General features: G+C 47.9%; 19 protein-coding genes. 7 read left to right on the top strand and 12 right to left on the bottom strand.

Annotated features, from left to right (window positions below; genetic code table 11):
* Positions 1-19: 19 nt before the first annotated feature.
* The 10 genes from ppk1 to IPG31_01285 all read right to left on the bottom strand — a co-directional run bounded on the left by ppk1 (position 20) and on the right by IPG31_01285 (position 10,258).
* Complete coding sequence (gene ppk1, locus IPG31_01240; protein MBK6617031.1) at positions 20-2,119, bottom strand: polyphosphate kinase 1; 2,100 nt, start codon at positions 2,117-2,119, stop codon at positions 20-22.
* Positions 2,120-2,173: 54 nt separating this feature from the next.
* Entirely contained in the window at positions 2,174-2,446 is a 273-nt protein-coding gene (locus IPG31_01245; GenBank protein ID MBK6617032.1) for an oxidative damage protection protein, read from the bottom strand.
* Between the two features lie 22 nt (positions 2,447-2,468).
* Positions 2,469-3,407, bottom strand: coding sequence for a septal ring lytic transglycosylase RlpA family protein (locus IPG31_01250; protein ID MBK6617033.1), 939 nt, complete (start codon positions 3,405-3,407; stop codon positions 2,469-2,471).
* Between the two features lie 8 nt (positions 3,408-3,415).
* Positions 3,416-4,525, bottom strand: a complete 1,110-nt coding sequence (gene rodA, locus IPG31_01255) for a rod shape-determining protein RodA (GenBank protein ID MBK6617034.1) — start codon at positions 4,523-4,525, stop codon at positions 3,416-3,418.
* Positions 4,526-4,556: 31 nt separating this feature from the next.
* Complete coding sequence (mrdA, locus tag IPG31_01260; protein MBK6617035.1) at positions 4,557-6,437, bottom strand: penicillin-binding protein 2; 1,881 nt, start codon at positions 6,435-6,437, stop codon at positions 4,557-4,559.
* Positions 6,434-6,985 carry a rod shape-determining protein MreD gene (mreD, locus tag IPG31_01265; protein ID MBK6617036.1) on the bottom strand — a complete coding sequence of 184 codons (552 nt, stop codon included), beginning with the start codon at positions 6,983-6,985 and terminating at the stop codon, positions 6,434-6,436. The genes mrdA and mreD overlap by 4 nt, the downstream gene beginning before the upstream one ends.
* On the bottom strand, positions 6,975-7,847 hold the full coding sequence (gene mreC, locus IPG31_01270) for a rod shape-determining protein MreC (GenBank protein ID MBK6617037.1): 873 nt from the start codon (positions 7,845-7,847) through the stop codon (positions 6,975-6,977). Before mreC ends, mreD begins: the two co-directional genes overlap by 11 nt.
* Positions 7,848-7,997: 150 nt before the next feature.
* A complete protein-coding gene (locus IPG31_01275) occupies positions 7,998-9,059 on the bottom strand; it encodes a rod shape-determining protein (protein ID MBK6617038.1) in 1,062 nt (353 codons plus the stop codon).
* A 460-nt stretch (positions 9,060-9,519) separates the two neighbouring features.
* A complete protein-coding gene (locus IPG31_01280) occupies positions 9,520-9,834 on the bottom strand; it encodes an RnfH family protein (protein ID MBK6617039.1) in 315 nt (104 codons plus the stop codon).
* Positions 9,818-10,258, bottom strand: coding sequence for a type II toxin-antitoxin system RatA family toxin (locus tag IPG31_01285; GenBank protein MBK6617040.1), 441 nt, complete (start codon positions 10,256-10,258; stop codon positions 9,818-9,820). Before IPG31_01285 ends, IPG31_01280 begins: the two co-directional genes overlap by 17 nt.
* A 158-nt stretch (positions 10,259-10,416) precedes the next feature.
* On the opposite strand from IPG31_01285, the gene smpB reads away from it, so the two are divergent.
* From smpB to argB, 6 genes are all read left to right on the top strand, one after another.
* Positions 10,417-10,869 carry an SsrA-binding protein SmpB gene (smpB, locus tag IPG31_01290; protein MBK6617041.1) on the top strand — a complete coding sequence of 151 codons (453 nt, stop codon included), beginning with the start codon at positions 10,417-10,419 and terminating at the stop codon, positions 10,867-10,869.
* Between the two features lie 43 nt (positions 10,870-10,912).
* A complete protein-coding gene (locus IPG31_01295) occupies positions 10,913-11,986 on the top strand; it encodes a COX15/CtaA family protein (GenBank protein ID MBK6617042.1) in 1,074 nt (357 codons plus the stop codon).
* A 62-nt stretch (positions 11,987-12,048) separates the two neighbouring features.
* On the top strand, positions 12,049-12,474 hold the full coding sequence (locus IPG31_01300) for an RDD family protein (GenBank protein ID MBK6617043.1): 426 nt from the start codon (positions 12,049-12,051) through the stop codon (positions 12,472-12,474).
* Positions 12,475-12,616: 142 nt separating this feature from the next.
* Complete coding sequence (locus IPG31_01305) at positions 12,617-12,979, top strand: response regulator (protein MBK6617044.1); 363 nt, start codon at positions 12,617-12,619, stop codon at positions 12,977-12,979.
* The gene (locus tag IPG31_01310) at positions 12,979-13,497 is read left to right on the top strand and encodes a chemotaxis protein CheW (protein MBK6617045.1); all 519 of its coding nucleotides are present in this window, start codon (positions 12,979-12,981) and stop codon (positions 13,495-13,497) included. The genes IPG31_01305 and IPG31_01310 overlap by 1 nt, the downstream gene beginning before the upstream one ends.
* 33 nt (positions 13,498-13,530) lie before the next feature.
* Positions 13,531-14,418, top strand: coding sequence for an acetylglutamate kinase (gene argB, locus IPG31_01315; GenBank protein ID MBK6617046.1), 888 nt, complete (start codon positions 13,531-13,533; stop codon positions 14,416-14,418).
* Between the two features lie 21 nt (positions 14,419-14,439).
* Here argB and glgA read toward each other — a convergent pair whose 3' ends face one another.
* Together glgA and IPG31_01325 are read right to left on the bottom strand one after the other, a co-directional pair.
* Entirely contained in the window at positions 14,440-15,924 is a 1,485-nt protein-coding gene (gene glgA / locus IPG31_01320; protein MBK6617047.1) for a glycogen synthase GlgA, read from the bottom strand.
* A gap of 66 nt (positions 15,925-15,990) precedes the next feature.
* Positions 15,991-16,434, bottom strand: coding sequence for a universal stress protein (locus tag IPG31_01325; GenBank protein MBK6617048.1), 444 nt, complete (start codon positions 16,432-16,434; stop codon positions 15,991-15,993).
* A 339-nt stretch (positions 16,435-16,773) separates the two neighbouring features.
* On the opposite strand from IPG31_01325, the gene IPG31_01330 reads away from it, so the two are divergent.
* The gene (locus IPG31_01330) at positions 16,774-17,649 is read left to right on the top strand and encodes an SH3 domain-containing protein (protein MBK6617049.1); all 876 of its coding nucleotides are present in this window, start codon (positions 16,774-16,776) and stop codon (positions 17,647-17,649) included.
* Positions 17,650-17,737 lie beyond the last annotated feature (88 nt).

Consider the following 17,737-nt stretch of genomic DNA (forward strand, 5'->3'; position numbering starts at 1 on the left):
ATACCCTGTTATCTAATAGTTACAGCTTTTCCAGCAATGCACGCTGAGCGCTGAATTGCCGGTTTCTTCTGGATGTTTTACGTTTGTAGTAGCCCTCACCATTCATCTCCCAAGCCTGGGTATTATCCCGTAGATAAGGTTTTAATCCTTCTGTGATGACCCGTTTTTTCAGGCGTGCATCGAGTATTGGGAAACACACTTCGACCCGGCGGAAAAAGTTACGGTTCATCCAGTCCGCACTGGCAAGATAAACGTGATGCTGGTTGATATTCAAAAAGTAGAAAATACGGGAATGCTCCAGAAAGCGTCCGATGATCGAACGCACGCGGATATTATCGGACAGACCGGGAACATTGGGACGAAGCGCGCAAGCTCCGCGCACAATCAGATTGATTTTGACGCCAGCACCAGATGCGTCATACAGTGCCTGAATGACCATCGGCTCCAGCAAGGCATTCATTTTGGCGATAATGACGGCTGGTTTTCCGTTGCGCGCATTTTCGGCTTCCTGGTTGATGTGATGAAGAATCTGAGTATGCAGGCTGAAAGGAGATTGCCAGAGATGTTTCAGCTTGCTCGCTTTTCCCAATCCGGTTAGTTGGAGAAAAACTTCGTTGATATCCGAGCAAATTTCTTCATGACTCGTCAGTAAGCCAAAGTCGGTATAAAGGCGGGCAGTACCCGGATGATAATTGCCGGTACCCAGATGCGCATAGCGTTTTAACTGACCGGACTCACGTCGGATTATCATCGCCATCTTGCAGTGAGTCTTGTAACCAACGATGCCATAGACAACATGGGCGCCCGCATCTTCGAGGCGATCTGCCCAGTTGATGTTGGCTTCTTCATCAAATCGTGCCAGCAGTTCCACGACCACGGTTACTTCCTTGCCGGCGCTGGCGGCGGAGATCAAGGCTTCCATTAGCGTGGAGTCAGAGCCGGTACGATATACAGTCTGTTTTATCGCGACGACATCCGGATCGGTTGATGCCTGCTTGATGAATTCAATAACAGGCTGAAAACTTTGAAAGGGATGGTGTAGCAGGATATCGTGCTTGCGCACTATTTGAAAAAAATCACTATCCTTCTTTTTCTGTGTCGAGAACGGGGCGCCGGGAATAAAGCGGGGAAATTTCAGATCGGGGCGGTCGATAATGTCAAAAATCTGAGTAAGCCGTACCAGATTAACCGGGCCGTGCACCTGATACAGATCTTCTTTTTGCAGGCAAAACTGGTCAAGCAGGAATTCTGTCATTCCAGGCGAACAGTTATCTGCAACCTCCAGTCGGACCGCATCACCAAGATGGCGTTGCGGAAGTTCACCCTGCAATGCGATGCGCAGGTTCTTGATTTCTTCTTCATCAACAAACAGATTGCTGTTGCGGGTGACCCGAAACTGGTAGCAACCGACCACCTGCATGCCTGAGAAAAGCTCATCTACATGTGCATGGATAATAGAAGACAAAAACACGAAGCTGTATTCATTCCGACCGATCTCTTTGGGCAATCGAATGACACGCGGCAGGATACGTGGTGCTTGCACGATGGCCGTGCCTGAATTCCGGCCAAAGGCGTCTTTGCCCTCCAGCGCCACGGCAAAATTGAGGCTTTTGTTTAAGATGCGCGGAAAGGGATGAGAGGGGTCCAAGCCAATGGGCGTCAGCATTGGCATCAGTTCGCGTTGAAAAAACTGCTTGATCCACTCGCGCTGGTTTTCATTCCAGGTGGTGCGACGGAGAAAGTGAATACCATTACTGGCCAGCTCCGGCAGAATGATTTTATTAAAAATCTGGTATTGATGAGCGACCACCTCGCGCGTACGTGCAGTAGCAAGCTCAAGAGCCTGGAGGGGCGGCAGGCCATCTGGGCCGAATCCTGGTGTGTCGAGCTTGATCTGCTCTTTCAGCCCTGCGATACGAACTTCAAAAAACTCGTCAAAATTGTTGCTGACAATGCAGATAAAGCGCAATCGTTCCAGCAAGGGCACATTGTCTTCTTCTGCCTGAGCCAGAACCCGACGATTGAACTCTATCTGACTCAGCTCGCGGTTTAAAAATAACTTATTCACGCTGAGAACAGGTTTGCTGGCAGTGATTACGCCGGATTCATTCTCGGTCATAGTGCATTAACCTGGTTAAAAATAGACCGATATTATGAAATTCAGGTTACAACTTTATGAATTGGGTGGGATGTAACCTGCGGGTTGGTCTCCGCCTTGACCAAAAAAATAGGCTTCCATCTGTTCGGCGAGATACTTCCGTGCCTTAATATCCGCCAGACTCAAATGCATTTCATTGACCAGCATGGTTTGATGTTTTACCCATTGACCCCAGGCCTGCTTTGAGACATTCTCGTAAATCCGTTTACCCAGCTCGCCGGGATAGGTCGGAAAATCCAGTCCCTCTGCTTCAATTCCCAGTTTGATACATTTAACCAGTCTGACCATTATGAATTCCTGCAAAAGTGGATTATTTGAGAAGGATGGGTTGGGTACCGGTTGAGTCGAATAGCGTGGATGCAATTTGTCTGGCAGATCTTTCGCTGGTGAAAGGACCAATCAATACCTTGTATAAACCATCAGTTTTGTGAATACGCGATAAATAGGCAATGGTTTGAAGTTCCGCCTGTAACTGCGATTGAAATTGGTCAAGATAATTCTGGGCATTTTCTGCTGCACCGAATGCAGCAATTTGCAGATAAGTTGCTTCGTTATCACTGGAATGCATTACGGTTGATGTGGGCGGGGCGGGTTGAACGTTGACGCGACCGACAGACGACTGATGAGGGAGAATAATTTCGACTTCGACCGGTGCGCTGCCATTTGCCAGCATGTTGAGTTTATGAGCGGCAACATAAGATAAATCGATCAACCGATTATTCAGAAACGGTCCGCGATCATTGATACGTACGATGACAGACTTTCCATTCTGTAAGTGAGTAACCCTTACATAGCTCGGTATAGGCAGAGTGGGATGGGCGGCCGTCATGGCGTACATATTGTAAATTTCTCCAGAAGCGGTATTTTTACCGTGAAATCGCTTTCCATACCAGGATGCGGTGCCACGCGCCCGGTACGGCACCAGTTCTGTCATGGGTGTATAGGTTTTGCCCAAAGCGACATAGCGTTTCATATTGGCGCTGCGCAATGGTTCCGCCTTGGGAACCGCATTGGCAACCGTATCAAGGTGAATGGGCGGATTAGCCGCCGGGCCGTCGTCGAGATAATAGCCCCCACCTCGTTTACTGGTGTGTGAGGGTTGGTTTTTGGAAGTGCCGGATTGTTTCGGGGATTTTCCGGTGATCGTGGCAGTGCTGCTGCAGCCTGTTAGATAGAAAACGATCGACCACAGAATGAACCAGGATAAAACCAGTCGCGAGTGACTTGAATGAATTTTTGCAGTAGACATATTTTCTATTAGGTTCTAACCAGTTTAGGGTGGGTGTGAATACTCATCAGGATACCAAATCCAAACAGAATAGTGACCATTGAGGTTCCCCCGTAGCTGATGAGTGGCAACGGTACGCCGACGACAGGTAGAATGCCGCTAACCATACCAATATTGACAAAAATATACGTAAAAAAGGTAAGTGTGATCGAACCTGCGACCAAACGGGTGAAGCGGGTGGGTGCTTTGGCCGCAATGACAAAGCAACGTCCGATAACCACCAGATAAAGCAATAATAGCAGGCCGTTACCAATCAATCCAAATTCCTCTGAGAATACCGAAAAAATGAAATCCGTGCTGGGCTCGGGGAGGAAATCCAGTTGAGATTGAGTTCCTTTTTGCCATCCTTTTCCTGAAATGCCACCCGAGCCAATGGCTATGCTGGACTGGATCGTGTGATAACCTGCACCGAGCGCATCTTGTGAAGGATCGAGCAAAGTCAGTACCCTTTTTTGCTGGTAATCATGCATACCAAACGTCCAAAGCAGGGGCAGGCTAATGGCTAGCGTAACCGCGAGTGTTGCCAGAATTCGCCAGGAAATACCCGCCAGGAATAAGATATAGAAACCACTGGCGAGAATAAGGATGGATGTCCCCAGGTCTGGCTGCCGGGCAATCAATAATACTGGCAGCAGCAGAATGAGCGCAGCGACACCATGATTGCGCCAGCGCAGAATCAGCCCTACTTTATCCAGATACCACGCCATCATTAGTGGAACTGCTATTTTCAACAATTCTGAAGGCTGAATGCGTGTGATGCCCAAGTTCAGCCAGCGACGCGCACCATTATGGATTTCTCCAAACAGGGCAACGCTGATCAGCAGGGCGATGCCAAGCAGGTACAGCGGCAGGGCAATCCTCATGATGGTCGGGAGCGGAATGTTAGCAACCGTCCACATGACGGCGAGTGCAATGGTCATATTGATCAGTTGACTGGTCATCCTGGTTGTGTTTCCACCTGTTGCGCTATAGAGCACAATCAGGCCGGTCAACATCAACAGAAAGATACCTGCCAGCAGAAAATTGTCGATATAGCGGGTCAGGAAATACCATATTTTAGAGAGGTCAAAGGTAATCATAGTAATGTGAGAGGAGGGTGGTCAGTTATCCTCATTTGACGGGAATTTCCATCGGTTCCGGTAGGATGCCGAGGAAGAAATAATCCATTACTTTACGCGCGATAGGCGCGGCGGTAGATCCGCCCGAGCCGCCGTTTTCAACCAGCACAGTCAAGACGATACGGGGATCTTCAGCAGGGGCGTAGGCAGTAAAAAGCGCATGGTCGCGATGACGTTCATCCAGTTTGCTGGCGACATAGCGCTCGCCCTGCTTGATATTGACTACTTGGGAAGTGCCGGTCTTTCCCGCAAAGCTGTAGGCAGCGCCAGCCGCCGCACGGGCACCGGTGCCACCGGGTAACGTTACGTCCCGCAATGCTTGTTTGACGATATCCAGGTGCGCTTGCTTGATATTCAATTGATACCGGGTATCCACAAAATTATCCTTGATCTGGTTGTGCTGGTGATCCTTGATCTGTTTCACAAAATGTGGCCGGAATGCCTTGCCATTATTGGCGATCAGCATGGTTGCAAACGTCAGTTGTAGCGGAGTGGCCAGATTGAATCCCTGACCGATTCCAACTGAAATAGTGTCGCCAGGAAACCAGCTTTGATTAAAGCGTCTTTTTTTCCATTCAATAGAAGGCAATAAGCCACTTAGCTCACCCGGAATATCAACGCCGGTCAACTGTCCAAATCCGAACTGCTTGGTAAATTCGTGAATGCTGGTAATACCAAGATCGTTGGCCAGCATGTAGTAGTAAGTGTCACACGAAATCACTAATGATTTGCGTAGATCAACGGTGCCATGTCCTCCGGGTTTCCAGTCACGGAAACGATGGGAGCTGCCGGGCAGACTAAAAAATCCCGGATCCCGTATTGTGTAGCCTGGAGTGCGCTTGCCAAGTTCAAGTCCCGCTAATGCCATAAAAGGCTTGAAAGTGGAGCCAGGTGGATAGACTCCACGCAAGGCACGATTGACCATGGGTTTATCAATGGACTCATTGAGCAGGCGCCAGTTATGGTGATCAATACCATCGGTGAACAGATTGGGATCAAACCCCGGTTTGCTGACAAATGCGAGTATCTCTCCATTGGTTGGATCCATCGCGATCAATGCGCCACGAAAATCTCCGAATGCCTGGATGGCCGCTCGCTGCAGATCAAGGTTGATCGTGAGAGTGAGATCGCTGCCGGCAATAGGTGGAACTCGCGACAAGGTGCGCACTGGGCGGCCAACGGCATCGGTTTCAACCTGTTCGATCCCGGTTATGCCGTGTAGATCGTTTTCGTAACTTTGTTCGATACCCATGCGTCCGATATGCAATCCTCCCCGATAGTTGTCCATCTGGTTGTTTTCACCCAGTTGCTTTAAATCCATATCATTGATGCGGTTGATGTAACCAATGAAATGAGAGATGGATTCTCCTTCGGGATAATGCCGTAACAGACGTGCTTTGACTTCGACACCGGGAAAACGAAAGCGGTTTTCGGCGAAGCGAGCAACTTCAATATCCGTTAAGCGGGATCGTATGGGGATGCTCTTGAAGCGGGTATTTTCCCGTTTCAGTTTTTTGAAGCGATTGTGGTCTTCCGGAGTGATATCTATCAATGTGGCGAGTTGATTGATGGTTGTGTCAAGATCATCAACCTGATCAGGGACAATTTCCAGTGTGTAGGCCGTGTAGTTTTGCGCCAGTACGATGCCATTGCGGTCAAATATCAGTCCGCGATTAGGGGTGAGTGGGAGTATATGGATACGGTTGGCTTCTGCAAGAGTGGTGTAATGTTCGCTGCGTATAACTTGCAAATAGTAGAAGCGCCCAAATAGTACGCTGAACAGTAGCAGCACGAAAAATACACAAATGACCAATCTGACATAGAAATTGCGTAATTCATGTAAGTGGTTATGTAATTCAACCCGTTCGTTCATAACTCATCTGGATTGATTTCCTGTTTTCTCAGGCTAGTCAGCGTAATGGCAATGAATGGCCATATTAATCCTCCTGACACACTTCTGAGCAGGATATGCCAATCTGGTAAATAGGTGCCCGTCAGCATGCCAATAAGTAACAGTATGATTTGTGACAGTAACAACATCCACAAGATGGCGGGGATTTGCCTGAATACGCTAAACATGCGCAAGCGTCGATAAAACAGTAGTGCGAAGAAAGTGAGCAGGCAGTAGGCCAGTGCATGTTGCCCCATAATGCTGGCAGTCACGACATCCATGATAATTCCACTGACGAATGCAAGACTCATGCCGGACTGGCGTGGCTGATGGATGTTCCAGTAAAGTACCGCGAGGGCAATAAAATCTGGGCGAACCAGTAGAGTGATATTCTCCGATACCAGCAGGTTCAGCATTAACGCTGCAACCAGGCTCAGATAAATCAGGGGCCTGCTGGCAGAAAGGTGTAACTCCTGTTCGAGTAAATTTTCGTGAAGAAACGCTTTATTGCTGGCTGGCTTAATTGGCATGTAAGTCAGATATTTCAGCGGGCTGAGTGATTCCCGGAGGCAAATCTACCAGCACCAGTACGTGTCTGTGGCGGTCTACGCCGGCAACTGGTGTGCAGAGGATGTGCGCAAATTGCATAGATTTATCATGTTCGATAAGAGTCACGCGCCCCACAGGTAATCCGGGAGGGTAAACCCCGCCAATGCCTGATGTTACCAACAGATCTCCCAATTGAATATCTGTATTAACCGAAAAGAACTGTAATTCCAGCTCATTGTTACGTCCAGCACCACTAATTACCGTATTGATAGCGTTACGAGCAATCTGTACCGGGACGGTATGCCCTTTGTCAGTAATCAAGGTGGCTTCAGCCGTGAGGGGATAAACCTTGGTAATTTGTCCGATTACGCCCAGATTATCAATGACGATATGTCCTTCACGGATGTCGCTCAAACTTCCCTTGTTCAAAATGATTTTGCGATTGAACGGGTTGGGGGGGGTGGACATAATTTCAGCCAGAACCGTCCTGAACTGGGATTGTTCGGTGGCGCCCAGTAATGCACGCAGATGCTGATTCTCGGCAGTAAGAGAATGTAATTGATGAAGTTTATAACGATTGATGAGATGCGCTTGTTTAAGTTGCTTCACTTCTTCAAGAAGGTTGAAGCTTGCAAAATGGTACTCCAGTCGGTGATAAAGCTGAAAGGGGGCGTAAGCTAATTTTTGTAATGGAGAGACAACCAGCCCAATAACCCGTCTAAACTCGGAGATATGGTCGGTGTGCTTGTCTGCAAGCATCAAAAAAACGGATAACAATGCATAAAGGAAAAGTCGTGCAAGTGGACTGGGGCCGGATATAAAAAACTGTGGTGAAGTAGACATGCAGCTAAAGCGGATTGATCATCGCCGGGGGCATTTCATCAGTTCCAGGAAATTTGGCAGACTGAATGATACTAAAAATTAACGAAAAAAATCTGCAGTCAGGTCGCAACGACCCGCCTGAAGAAGCAGACGACTTAGCCAGAAGGGCGTTCAATAGTCTCTGGCAAATATTCCTATGGAATGATCCATGTTTTCCAGGGCGATCCCCGCGCCGCGCACTACACAGGTGAGCGGGTCGTCGGCAACAATTACTGATAACCCGGTTTCCTCCATCAACAGTCGATCAATATCACGTAACAGGGCGCCACCACCGGTCATAACCATTCCCATCTGTGCAATATCAGAGCCAAGTTCTGGTGGGGTCTGTTCAAGCGCAGTCTTGACCGCATCAACGATATTATTCAACGGTTCGGTCAATGCCTCCAGGATCTCATTACTGGAAATGGTGAAGCTCCTGGGGATTCCTTCGGCCAGGTTGCGTCCGTTGACCTCAATTTCACGGACTTCAGAGCCGGGATAGGCCGAACCAATACTTGCCTTGATGGTTTCCGCAGTGACTTCACCGATCATCATGCCGTAGTTGCGTCGGATGTAATTGACGATCGCTTCATCAAACTTGTCTCCCCCCATGCGCACGGAACTGGAATAGACGATGCCCCCCAGTGAGATAACTGCAACTTCAGTTGTGCCGCCGCCAATATCGACCACCATCGAGCCAGTGGGGGACTCTACCGGTAACTCAGCCCCTAGTGCTGCAGCCATAGGTTCTTCGATCAATTCCACCTTGCGCGCTCCTGCACCGTAGGCGGCTTCCCGGATTGCACGCCGCTCCACCTGGGTTGAGCCACAAGGTACCGAAATGACAATGCGTGGATTAGCGGAAAATAGCCGCTGCGGACGTGCTTTACGAATAAATTGCTTGAGCATTTGCTCGGTCAGGGTGAAATCGGCGATCACTCCATCTTTCATTGGCCTGATCGCCGTGATATTGCCTGGTGTTCGCCCCAGCATCTGTTTCGCGGCTAGCCCTACCTCCTGGATCATACGCTTGCTGCCTGGGCCGCCTTCCTGGCGGATAGCCACGACGGATGGTTCGTTGAGCACGATGCCGTGACCACGTAAATGAATCAGCGTATTAGCCGTTCCCAGATCGATGGCCATATCGGTCGAAAAATAATTACCCAGGAAATTGTTATTTAGGAAATTAAGCATGTTGGGAGTATTTAAGAGTAGGGCTATTTATTTGGAATAATTTCAGAACCTTGGCTGTTTCATGCAGATAAATTGAAAATTATAATCCGACCTATGCCGAAGACAGGGGCGACCAATATCCAAGTTAATTATAGCACTTTGCCATATGAAGCTGGGGAGATGCTGAGGTGCATCAATTTGTTGCATTTGCACTGTATGTAACGTCAGGTCACATGCCTGCGGCAGATGTGGAATCTCTGGTGTTATTCCTGTTGATTCATTTGCCTTATGATGATCTATACGTGACTTGACACTACGATGCGCTTCCGCACGTTGCTGGATTCTATGCTGTCGTCAAATCGGCAGACTCTTCTTTATCAGTGGCAGATGTGGCTGCGCGTTTGAAAGATAGGAGGGCATTAAGCACGCAGGTTTCCTCACATAGGCATTCTTATCCAGCCATCATTGGTTGCGGCTGTTTTCAGCATGGTTGATTATGGCGATTAGCTGAACGTATTCTGCGTTTTTCCTTTGGATCAATTGCCAGTGGACGATAGATTTCCACCCGGTCATTAGCTTGCAATATTGTTTGCAGGCTGGCGCGTTTTCCAAAAATGCCGACAAGCTGCGCTGTGCAGTTTCTGTCCAGTAAAAATTCTTCAATACCAGATAGCGCGATTGCCTGCTCAATTGTTGTGCCCGCAGCGACCTCAAGTTTTCTCAGGAACTGGTGCTGAGGAAGCGCGCAGGCAATCTCAATTGAAATGTGAGTCGATGGATTAACCGGTTGTGCCATAAACTGCTTCCGCTCGCGCAACAAAAGCTTCTACAAAATTGTTGGCAATCAAATAAAAAACCGGGCCAACCACTTTTTCCAGCAATTTGTGCGAGAAGGTGTAATGCAGGCTGAATTCAATTTTGCAGGCATTATCTGAGAGAGGTATGAAACGCCAGTGCCCATCGAGTTTCTCAAAAGGTCCCTCCAGTAGCTCCATCTGGATCAATTCAGGTGGTTTTCGGGTATTTTTGGTGGTAAAGCTATGTTTAATATGGTGATAATTGATATTAATCGTGGCGTGCGCCACTCCATCATCTTGCATCTGCATGGAAGCGCCAGAACACCACGGTAGAAAAACCGGATAATTTTCTACGGTGTCTACCAGATTAAACATCTGTGCCGCAGAGTAACCTACCAGCACGGATTTTTCTATTTCAGCCATACATTAAATTACCTTTTGCGAATAGTGTTAAACAAAAAGAAACTCAGAGCAAATTGCAGCGCAACCTTGTTCGACCATTTTTCAGCTTGTGCTAAAAACTGCTACACTAAACGAAATTTTTCCAAAAGTCATATTCCTTTTCCTTGTGCAGGTTTTCGATGAGCATTGCGCAGAATAAAAAAGCCTTTCACGATTATTTTATCGAAGAAAAACATGAAACTGGCTTGGTACTCGAAGGCTGGGAGGTCAAGGCCATTCGTGCGGGACGCGTTCAATTGAAAGAAGCTTATGTTGTTATTCGGCGTGGTGAATTATTTCTGATCGGTTGCCACATTAGCCCTTTGTCTGCTGCGTCTACCCATATTCATCCGGATCCAGTCAGAACGCGCAAGCTATTGCTGCACGCCGCTGAAATCAGCAGACTTATCGGCAATGTTGAACGCGCCGGTTATACCCTTGTGCCGTTGGACATGCATTATAAAACAGGTAGAATAAAACTGGAAATTGGTCTGGCAAAGGGAAAGAAACAGCATGACAAACGTGAGAGCGAAAAAAATAAAGAATGGGAGCGTGACCGGCAGCGTTTAATGCGCATGCGCCACAGTTCTTGATTAATAATTAATTTTGACACCCATGCATACCACCTCACCCGCCATGAAAATATCCACAACCTCAGCTCTGCCAGGACGTCAATCTACCGCCATTGCTGTCTGGTTACTGGTTTGCTGTGCACTGGTTTTTGCGATGGTTATTGTCGGTGGAGTAACTCGATTAACCGGTTCAGGGTTGTCGATTGTCGAGTGGCAGCCTTTAATTGGTACTATTCCGCCGCTCTCTGATCAGGATTGGACAGTGCTGTTTGAGAAATACCAGCAAATTCCACAATACGAACTGGTGAATAAGGGTATGTCGCTGGATGCATTCAAGGGTATATTCTGGTGGGAATACTTTCATCGTTTGCTTGGGCGGTTGATTGGAGTGGTCTATTTTATACCCCTGGTTTATTTCATCGTGCGCAAGCAAGTTGATCGAGTACTCGGTCTCAAGCTGTTCGGTATTTTTGTACTGGGGGGGCTGCAAGGATTGATGGGTTGGTATATGGTAATGAGTGGTTTGTCAGATAATGTTCATGTCAGTCAATACCGGTTGACAGCCCATCTGGGATTGGCATTTGTCATCTACGCTGCCATGTTCTGGGTAGCAACCGGGTTGTTATCATCGAAATCAAATGTAAGCAGTGATGCCAGCAATGCAGACTCTACCAATTCTCCGGTTAAACTGCGCCGTTTCTCGCTGGCACTGACCGGGCTGATTTTTATTATGGTGCTGTCTGGTGGATTGGTGGCCGGGATCCACGCCGGCAAGGCCTACAATACCTTTCCACTGATGGATGGTTCTTGGATTCCACCGGCCCTGTTCGTGCTTGACCCTTGGTATCGGAATTTTTTCGATAATATTACAACGGTGCAATTCGATCATCGCTTAATCGCCTGGATGCTGATCTTTTTAGTGCCCTATTTCTGGTTCAAAGCTATCCGCACGATAGCCTTGTCGTCTTCTGCCCGTCTGGCATGCCACTTATTCCTGCTCGCATTGATGATACAGGTGGGGTTGGGAATTACCACTCTGCTGCTAAAGGTCCCGTTAACCTACGCTGCTGCACATCAGGCTGGTGCTGTCCTGCTGTTCACCGCAGCACTGTGGTGTACACGTAAATTAAATGGATAGTGTTTGCGGTCAGTTTACAATTGAAGACAAAGGTAAGGTCACTGGATAACGTACATTTTTCGATGGAAAGAGAGACGCCAGGATTGGGTCGCCGCATGCTGGCTTTATGCTATGAATTCATTCTGTTGCTTGGTGTGTGGTTTGTGGTCAGCGTGCTGTTTCATCTTGCCTTGCGTGACCCCGACGCTGCTTATTTCAGGCCATTGTTTCAGTTTTACCTGCTTTCAATCGGTGGTATATATTTCGCCTGGTTCTGGACACATGGTGGTCAAACACTGGCCATGCAGACCTGGCGGATGAAACTGGTATCGATCGAAGCAACTGGCGATGACCGGGTTACAGCCCAGCAAGCAATCAAACGCTATGTTATTGCCGTCATAGGCATCAGTTTTTTTGGAATCGGATTATGGTGGGCGTGGTTTGATCGTGATCACCAGTTTTTGCATGACCGGTTGGCTCATACACGCATTGTTAAGCACAGCAATTAGTCACAAGGATGTTTCAGGAAAGAAATATCGTAATTTGCCATGAATTGATTAATGGTCGGCACGACTGGTTTTGTTGGTCAGTCACTTGTAGCAAACTTGCGAGAAACGAGGCATTTTTCTATTACTCAGGCAATAGATGACAATCAATACAATACTGGTGATTGATGACTCACCAACAGATCGGCATATCCTGAGCAGAATGCTGACCCAAAGCGGTTATCAGGTGGGAACGGCTGAAAGTGGCGAGGAGGGTGTGCTTAAGATTAAGCAAGATATGCCGGATCTGGTGTTAATGGATGTGGTGATGCCGGGAATCAATGGTTTTCAGGCTATCCGTATGTTGGCGCGGGATGATGAAACACGACATATTCCCGTTATTCTCTGTACCTCCAAGGATCAGGAAACCGATAAAATATGGGGTCTACGGCAGGGAGCCCGGGGGTACATAACCAAGCCGATAAAAATCGAAGATTTATTACAAAAAATTAAAAGTCTTGACTTTTAATGCGAAAAAAAACCAGCATCATGTTGGACTATCAACTGGCATTGAACGCGCAAATTGACAGAATCAATCCGAGCCAACCGACGACTACTCCGGTATTGGGATTTGTGATTGGCAATGATCGCTGGCTTGTTGGTATGAATGAAATCGGTGAAGTATTGCCTGTTCCCAAAATTACACCGGTCTTTCTGACACGCCCATGGTTTCTCGGTATGATCAATGTGCATGGTAATCTTTATGGATTATGCGATCTTGCTCAATTTATCGGAGATGCGCCAACTGGGTCGGATGTCAGAAACCGGGTCATTCTGGTTACTTCACGTCTATATTCCAACTGTGCCATTTTGACAGGCAGTATGCTCGGCATCAGGAGTATGGCTGAATTCACGCTGGTAACAGATAACGAGGATCTTCACCCCTTTGTAATCGGCATCTATCATGATCGACAGGGTCGGACATGGCGAGAGCTGAGTCTTGCCAGACTGGTACGATTGCAATCCTTTTATCAGGTTGCTGAATAGATAAATAACGCTGTCAACTGAAAGTACAATCTTATGCTGAATTCTGTTACAGCCAATGAAAAGGCAAGAACCCTTGCTGAAGCGCTTCCTTATATTCGTCGTTTTCACGACAAGACTATCGTTATTAAGTATGGTGGCAACGCCATGGTTGATGAAGCGCTCAAGCAGAGCTTCGCCAGCGATGTGGTATTGCTCAAGCTGGTCGGAATGAATCCGGTTATTGTTCACGGTGGGGGGCCACAGATTGACCAGATGTTGAAGCGTGTTGGCAAGGAGGGTGTTTTTATCCAGGGAATGCGCGTCACTGACGATGAAACGATGGCTGTGGTCGAAATGGTCCTCGGTGGGCTCGTTAATAAGGAAATTGTCAATCTGATCAACCGGCATGGTGGACATGCGGTTGGATTGACCGGCAAGGACGGAGCTTTTATCCGCGCAAAGCGAATGCTGATGGCGGATCAGGAAAGGCCAGGCGAGTGGCTCAATATTGGTCAAGTCGGAGAGATCGAGAAAATTGACCCATCCTTGATCGCGTTATTGGATAGTCGTGATTTTATTCCCGTAATCGCCCCAATTGGGGTAGGTCAGGATGGGGAGTCTTACAATATCAATGCAGATCTGGTTGCCGGAAAACTCGCTGAGACGCTCAAAGCGGAGAAATTGATCCTGCTGACCAACACCCCCGGCGTATTGGATAAAAGTGGCAATCTGCTGACAGGTTTAACTGCAAGCCGAGTCGATGAACTGTTTGCCGATGGCACGATTTCCGGCGGCATGCTTCCAAAGATCAGCTCCGCGCTTGATGCTGTCAAACATGGCGTCAAATCTTGTCATATCATAGATGGCCGGGTGAAACATGCCTTGTTGCTGGAGATTCTGACCGATGAAGGCGTGGGCACTTTAATCCGAGCAGATGAATGATGCCATTTCTGATTTGCCTGATCAGTTGGATGTTATCTTTTGATAAATCAAGCGATAAGCCAGCGCACTTTTTTTCCAGCTGAAGTCCTGGTGCATGGCATTGCGTTGCAGGCTGCGCCATAATCGGCGATTAGTGTAGGTAGTCAGAGCACGCTCAATTGCGGCCAGAAAAGATTGAGGGGTCATGACATCAAAAACAAACCCGCTGGCGGTCTCGTTGGCAATAGTTTTGGTCGTCGTATCTACGACAGTATCCTGTAGCCCTCCTGTTGCATGGACCAGCGGCAATGTGCCGTAGCGTTGGCTGTACATCTGGTTCAAGCCGCAAGGTTCAAAACGGGACGGCATCAGAAAGCAGTCAGCACCCGCTTCGATCTGGTGTGACAGCGGCTCATGGTAGCCAATACGGACTGCAATATTGTTTGAAAATGCCTGCTGTAGGGCGATCAACTGATTTTCCAGTGCAGTATCTCCACTGCCAAGCACAACCAGCTGCGCAGACCATTTCTCCAGCATGGGAGCAATCTGCAACAATAGATCGTAGCCTTTCTGGTGACTGATACGGCTGATGGCAGCAAACAGGGGAATGGAAATATTGGCTTCCAGTCCGAGCGATTGCTGCAAGGCGAGCTTATTGGCAGATTTGGCGGCCAGTGTTCTGATCGAATAATTTTTGCAGATATAGGGGTCCGTCTGTGGATTCCATACGGCTGTGTCAATCCCATTGAGGATACCGGACAGATTATTTCGGCGTTCAGACAATAATCCCTGCATACCAAAACCCAGGGTTGCATGCTGTATCTCCTCGGCGTAGCTGGGGCTGACAGTAGTAATGTGATCAGCATAAAAGATACCTGCCTTGAGGAATGACATATTTCCGTAATACTCAAGCCCGTGCATGCTCAGGCTTTCTGGTGGCAATCCAAGCCTGTTGACCTCTACGGGTGGGAAGCAACCCTGAAAGGCCAGATTGTGTAGCGTCATGAGACTGGCGGCTTTTTTTCCATCATGAAAATGTAGATAAGCTGGTGTCAGTCCACTCTGCCAGTCATTACAGTGGACAAGCTCAGGTATCCAGGTCAATGGACTGGCGTCACTTGCCAGCAGGGCGCCGATTTTTGATAGCAGACCAAAGCGAAGGGCATTATCCGGCCAGTCTTCTCCGGTAGAGTCGCTGTAAGGGCCGCCTGCCCGTTGATATAATTCCGGGCAATCTATGAGATAGACGGGAATATGAGCGTTTGCATTAACCTGTAGTCGGGATGCAATCAGCGTGGTAGCGGGGAAATGCGGTGGGAGATTGAATTCGGCTAGTTTACGCTTCGTTTCCAACCCGGATAACACAGAGGGGTAACCTGGTAATAAAATACGGACATCGATGTTGAGATCGTGTAGTGCTGCAGGCAGCGCAGCACTGACATCGCCGAGCCCCCCGGTTTTGCATAACGGAAAAATTTCAGAGGTGATGAACAGTACGCGCAATTTGGGGCGAGAAGAAGCATTCACGGCAATCAAGCTCAAAAAGTGCGTATTGTAGCGAAATGATTATTAGCGTATCGCACCAATTGGTTGTCAGGAATGCTGCAATCTAACGGCCAGCACATCACACTTGGCGTAGTGTAGTACGCCATTGGCGGTGGATCCCAGCAGCAGAGCCAGGCCATGTCTGCCATGTGAGCCTACGACAATAAGATCGACATTTTCCTGCTCGGCAATCCGAACAATTTCCTGTTTGGGTTCGCCCCACACCAGCCAGCGCTGCGCAGGCTCGATTGCCATTATCTCACTCAGTTTATTCAGCCTTTCTTTTTCAGCTTCAAGCATGGCATAAGCTGTTTTTGCGTCAAGAGGAATCACGGTTCCATAAGGAGTATCCGGCATGGGAATATCGTCCAGCACGTGAATGACGCTCACTTTGGCATTTGTTAGGATGGCCAGACTGCGCGCCTTCTGCAGAACGTAATCATCTTGATCCGAAAAGTCTACTGCCAGTAAAATATGCTGATAGCCAGTCATAATAGTCACATAAAACGTGAATTTAAAATAAGGTAAATGCAGTAGAGAAGCAAAATAAGGTGGCAGTAAAAACTTCAGATACACTTCAGTCTCTCCCAGATACAGCCTCAATCAATTTTCTACCACTCATGAAAAAATGGGATGCAGGGATTTCAGTATTGCGGCATCCAGATTGTCCAGTATTTTTCTTGAGTTCTGTATTCTAGGGCAGGAATGAGGGTGCCGCAAATCTTGACGTATATAATGGCGGATTAAGCTGCTTTTCGCTGGTTTTTCATGATTTTCCTTTGAGATATTCATGGGATACTCGGTTAATTGATAATAATACCTATTATTTTTATGTATCGAGAAACATCAGATTCAGGAAAATTGCAGCATGTGGTTTTATCCCGGCTATTATCAGCTAGTCTGGTAGTCGTTAGTATTGGTTTGTCTGGATGTGCATCTTATCAATCAGATTCGGGGGGTGTTGGCAATGTTAAGACTGCTCCTGTCCCTAAAAGAATAACGACACGCTGGCCGAGCCAGCGCGTCGTTATTCCTGTTCCGGAAAGAATGCCGACGGTTAAAGTGTATCAGCATGAAATTGTTAGATTAAAGCAGTTATTGGCTGAAAAGGATAAACTCATCCAGGGCCAGGCCGCCAAAGAACAGAATCCGTTGCAAACCCAGGAGCAGGTTTTACGGGGCCAGGCAAGTGGTGTTGATCAGTCGAAAGGTCAGCAGTATCGACTTGCCACGAAACCTGAAACTGCCTCCAAAATTGCTGAAGTTGAAGTTTCATTGAGTATGCTGAAACAGTCTGATGCAGCTACACGCAACCCTTCATTACTAACGCTTGCGCAATCTCTACTTGATGTCGCTCTGCAGGCTTATGAGCGCGCAGATTTCAGTCAAGCTATGAGTTATGCCGCGCAATCTCAGGAATGTATCGAAATGACCGCCAGGTTGACCGAAAAGACATACGAGCAACAGCCGACCGCTGTGGTATTACGTACCCCGCTGCTCTTGCAAACCAGGAAAAAGGAATCGCTGAGAACTGCGCCAGGCAATCAGGCAGACACACAAGGCATGCTGGCACAGAACACCGCTGTAACTGCTACCACTTATCATGGATACTGGTTACGGATTGAAACCCGCGATGGTCGCTCGGGGTGGATATGGAATCAGTCTATTGATGCCAGAGTTAATCCACCTGCCTTGCCTGAGCGATAAAATGAAAATTGAATTGCGACTTCGCTTATTTCCAAAAAAGAACTTTTATGTTTATGTGCGGACACTGGTGATACGGGATGTTAGTAAC

The organism is Nitrosomonas sp. (assembly GCA_016703745.1).
Classification (GTDB): domain Bacteria; phylum Pseudomonadota; class Gammaproteobacteria; order Burkholderiales; family Nitrosomonadaceae; genus Nitrosomonas.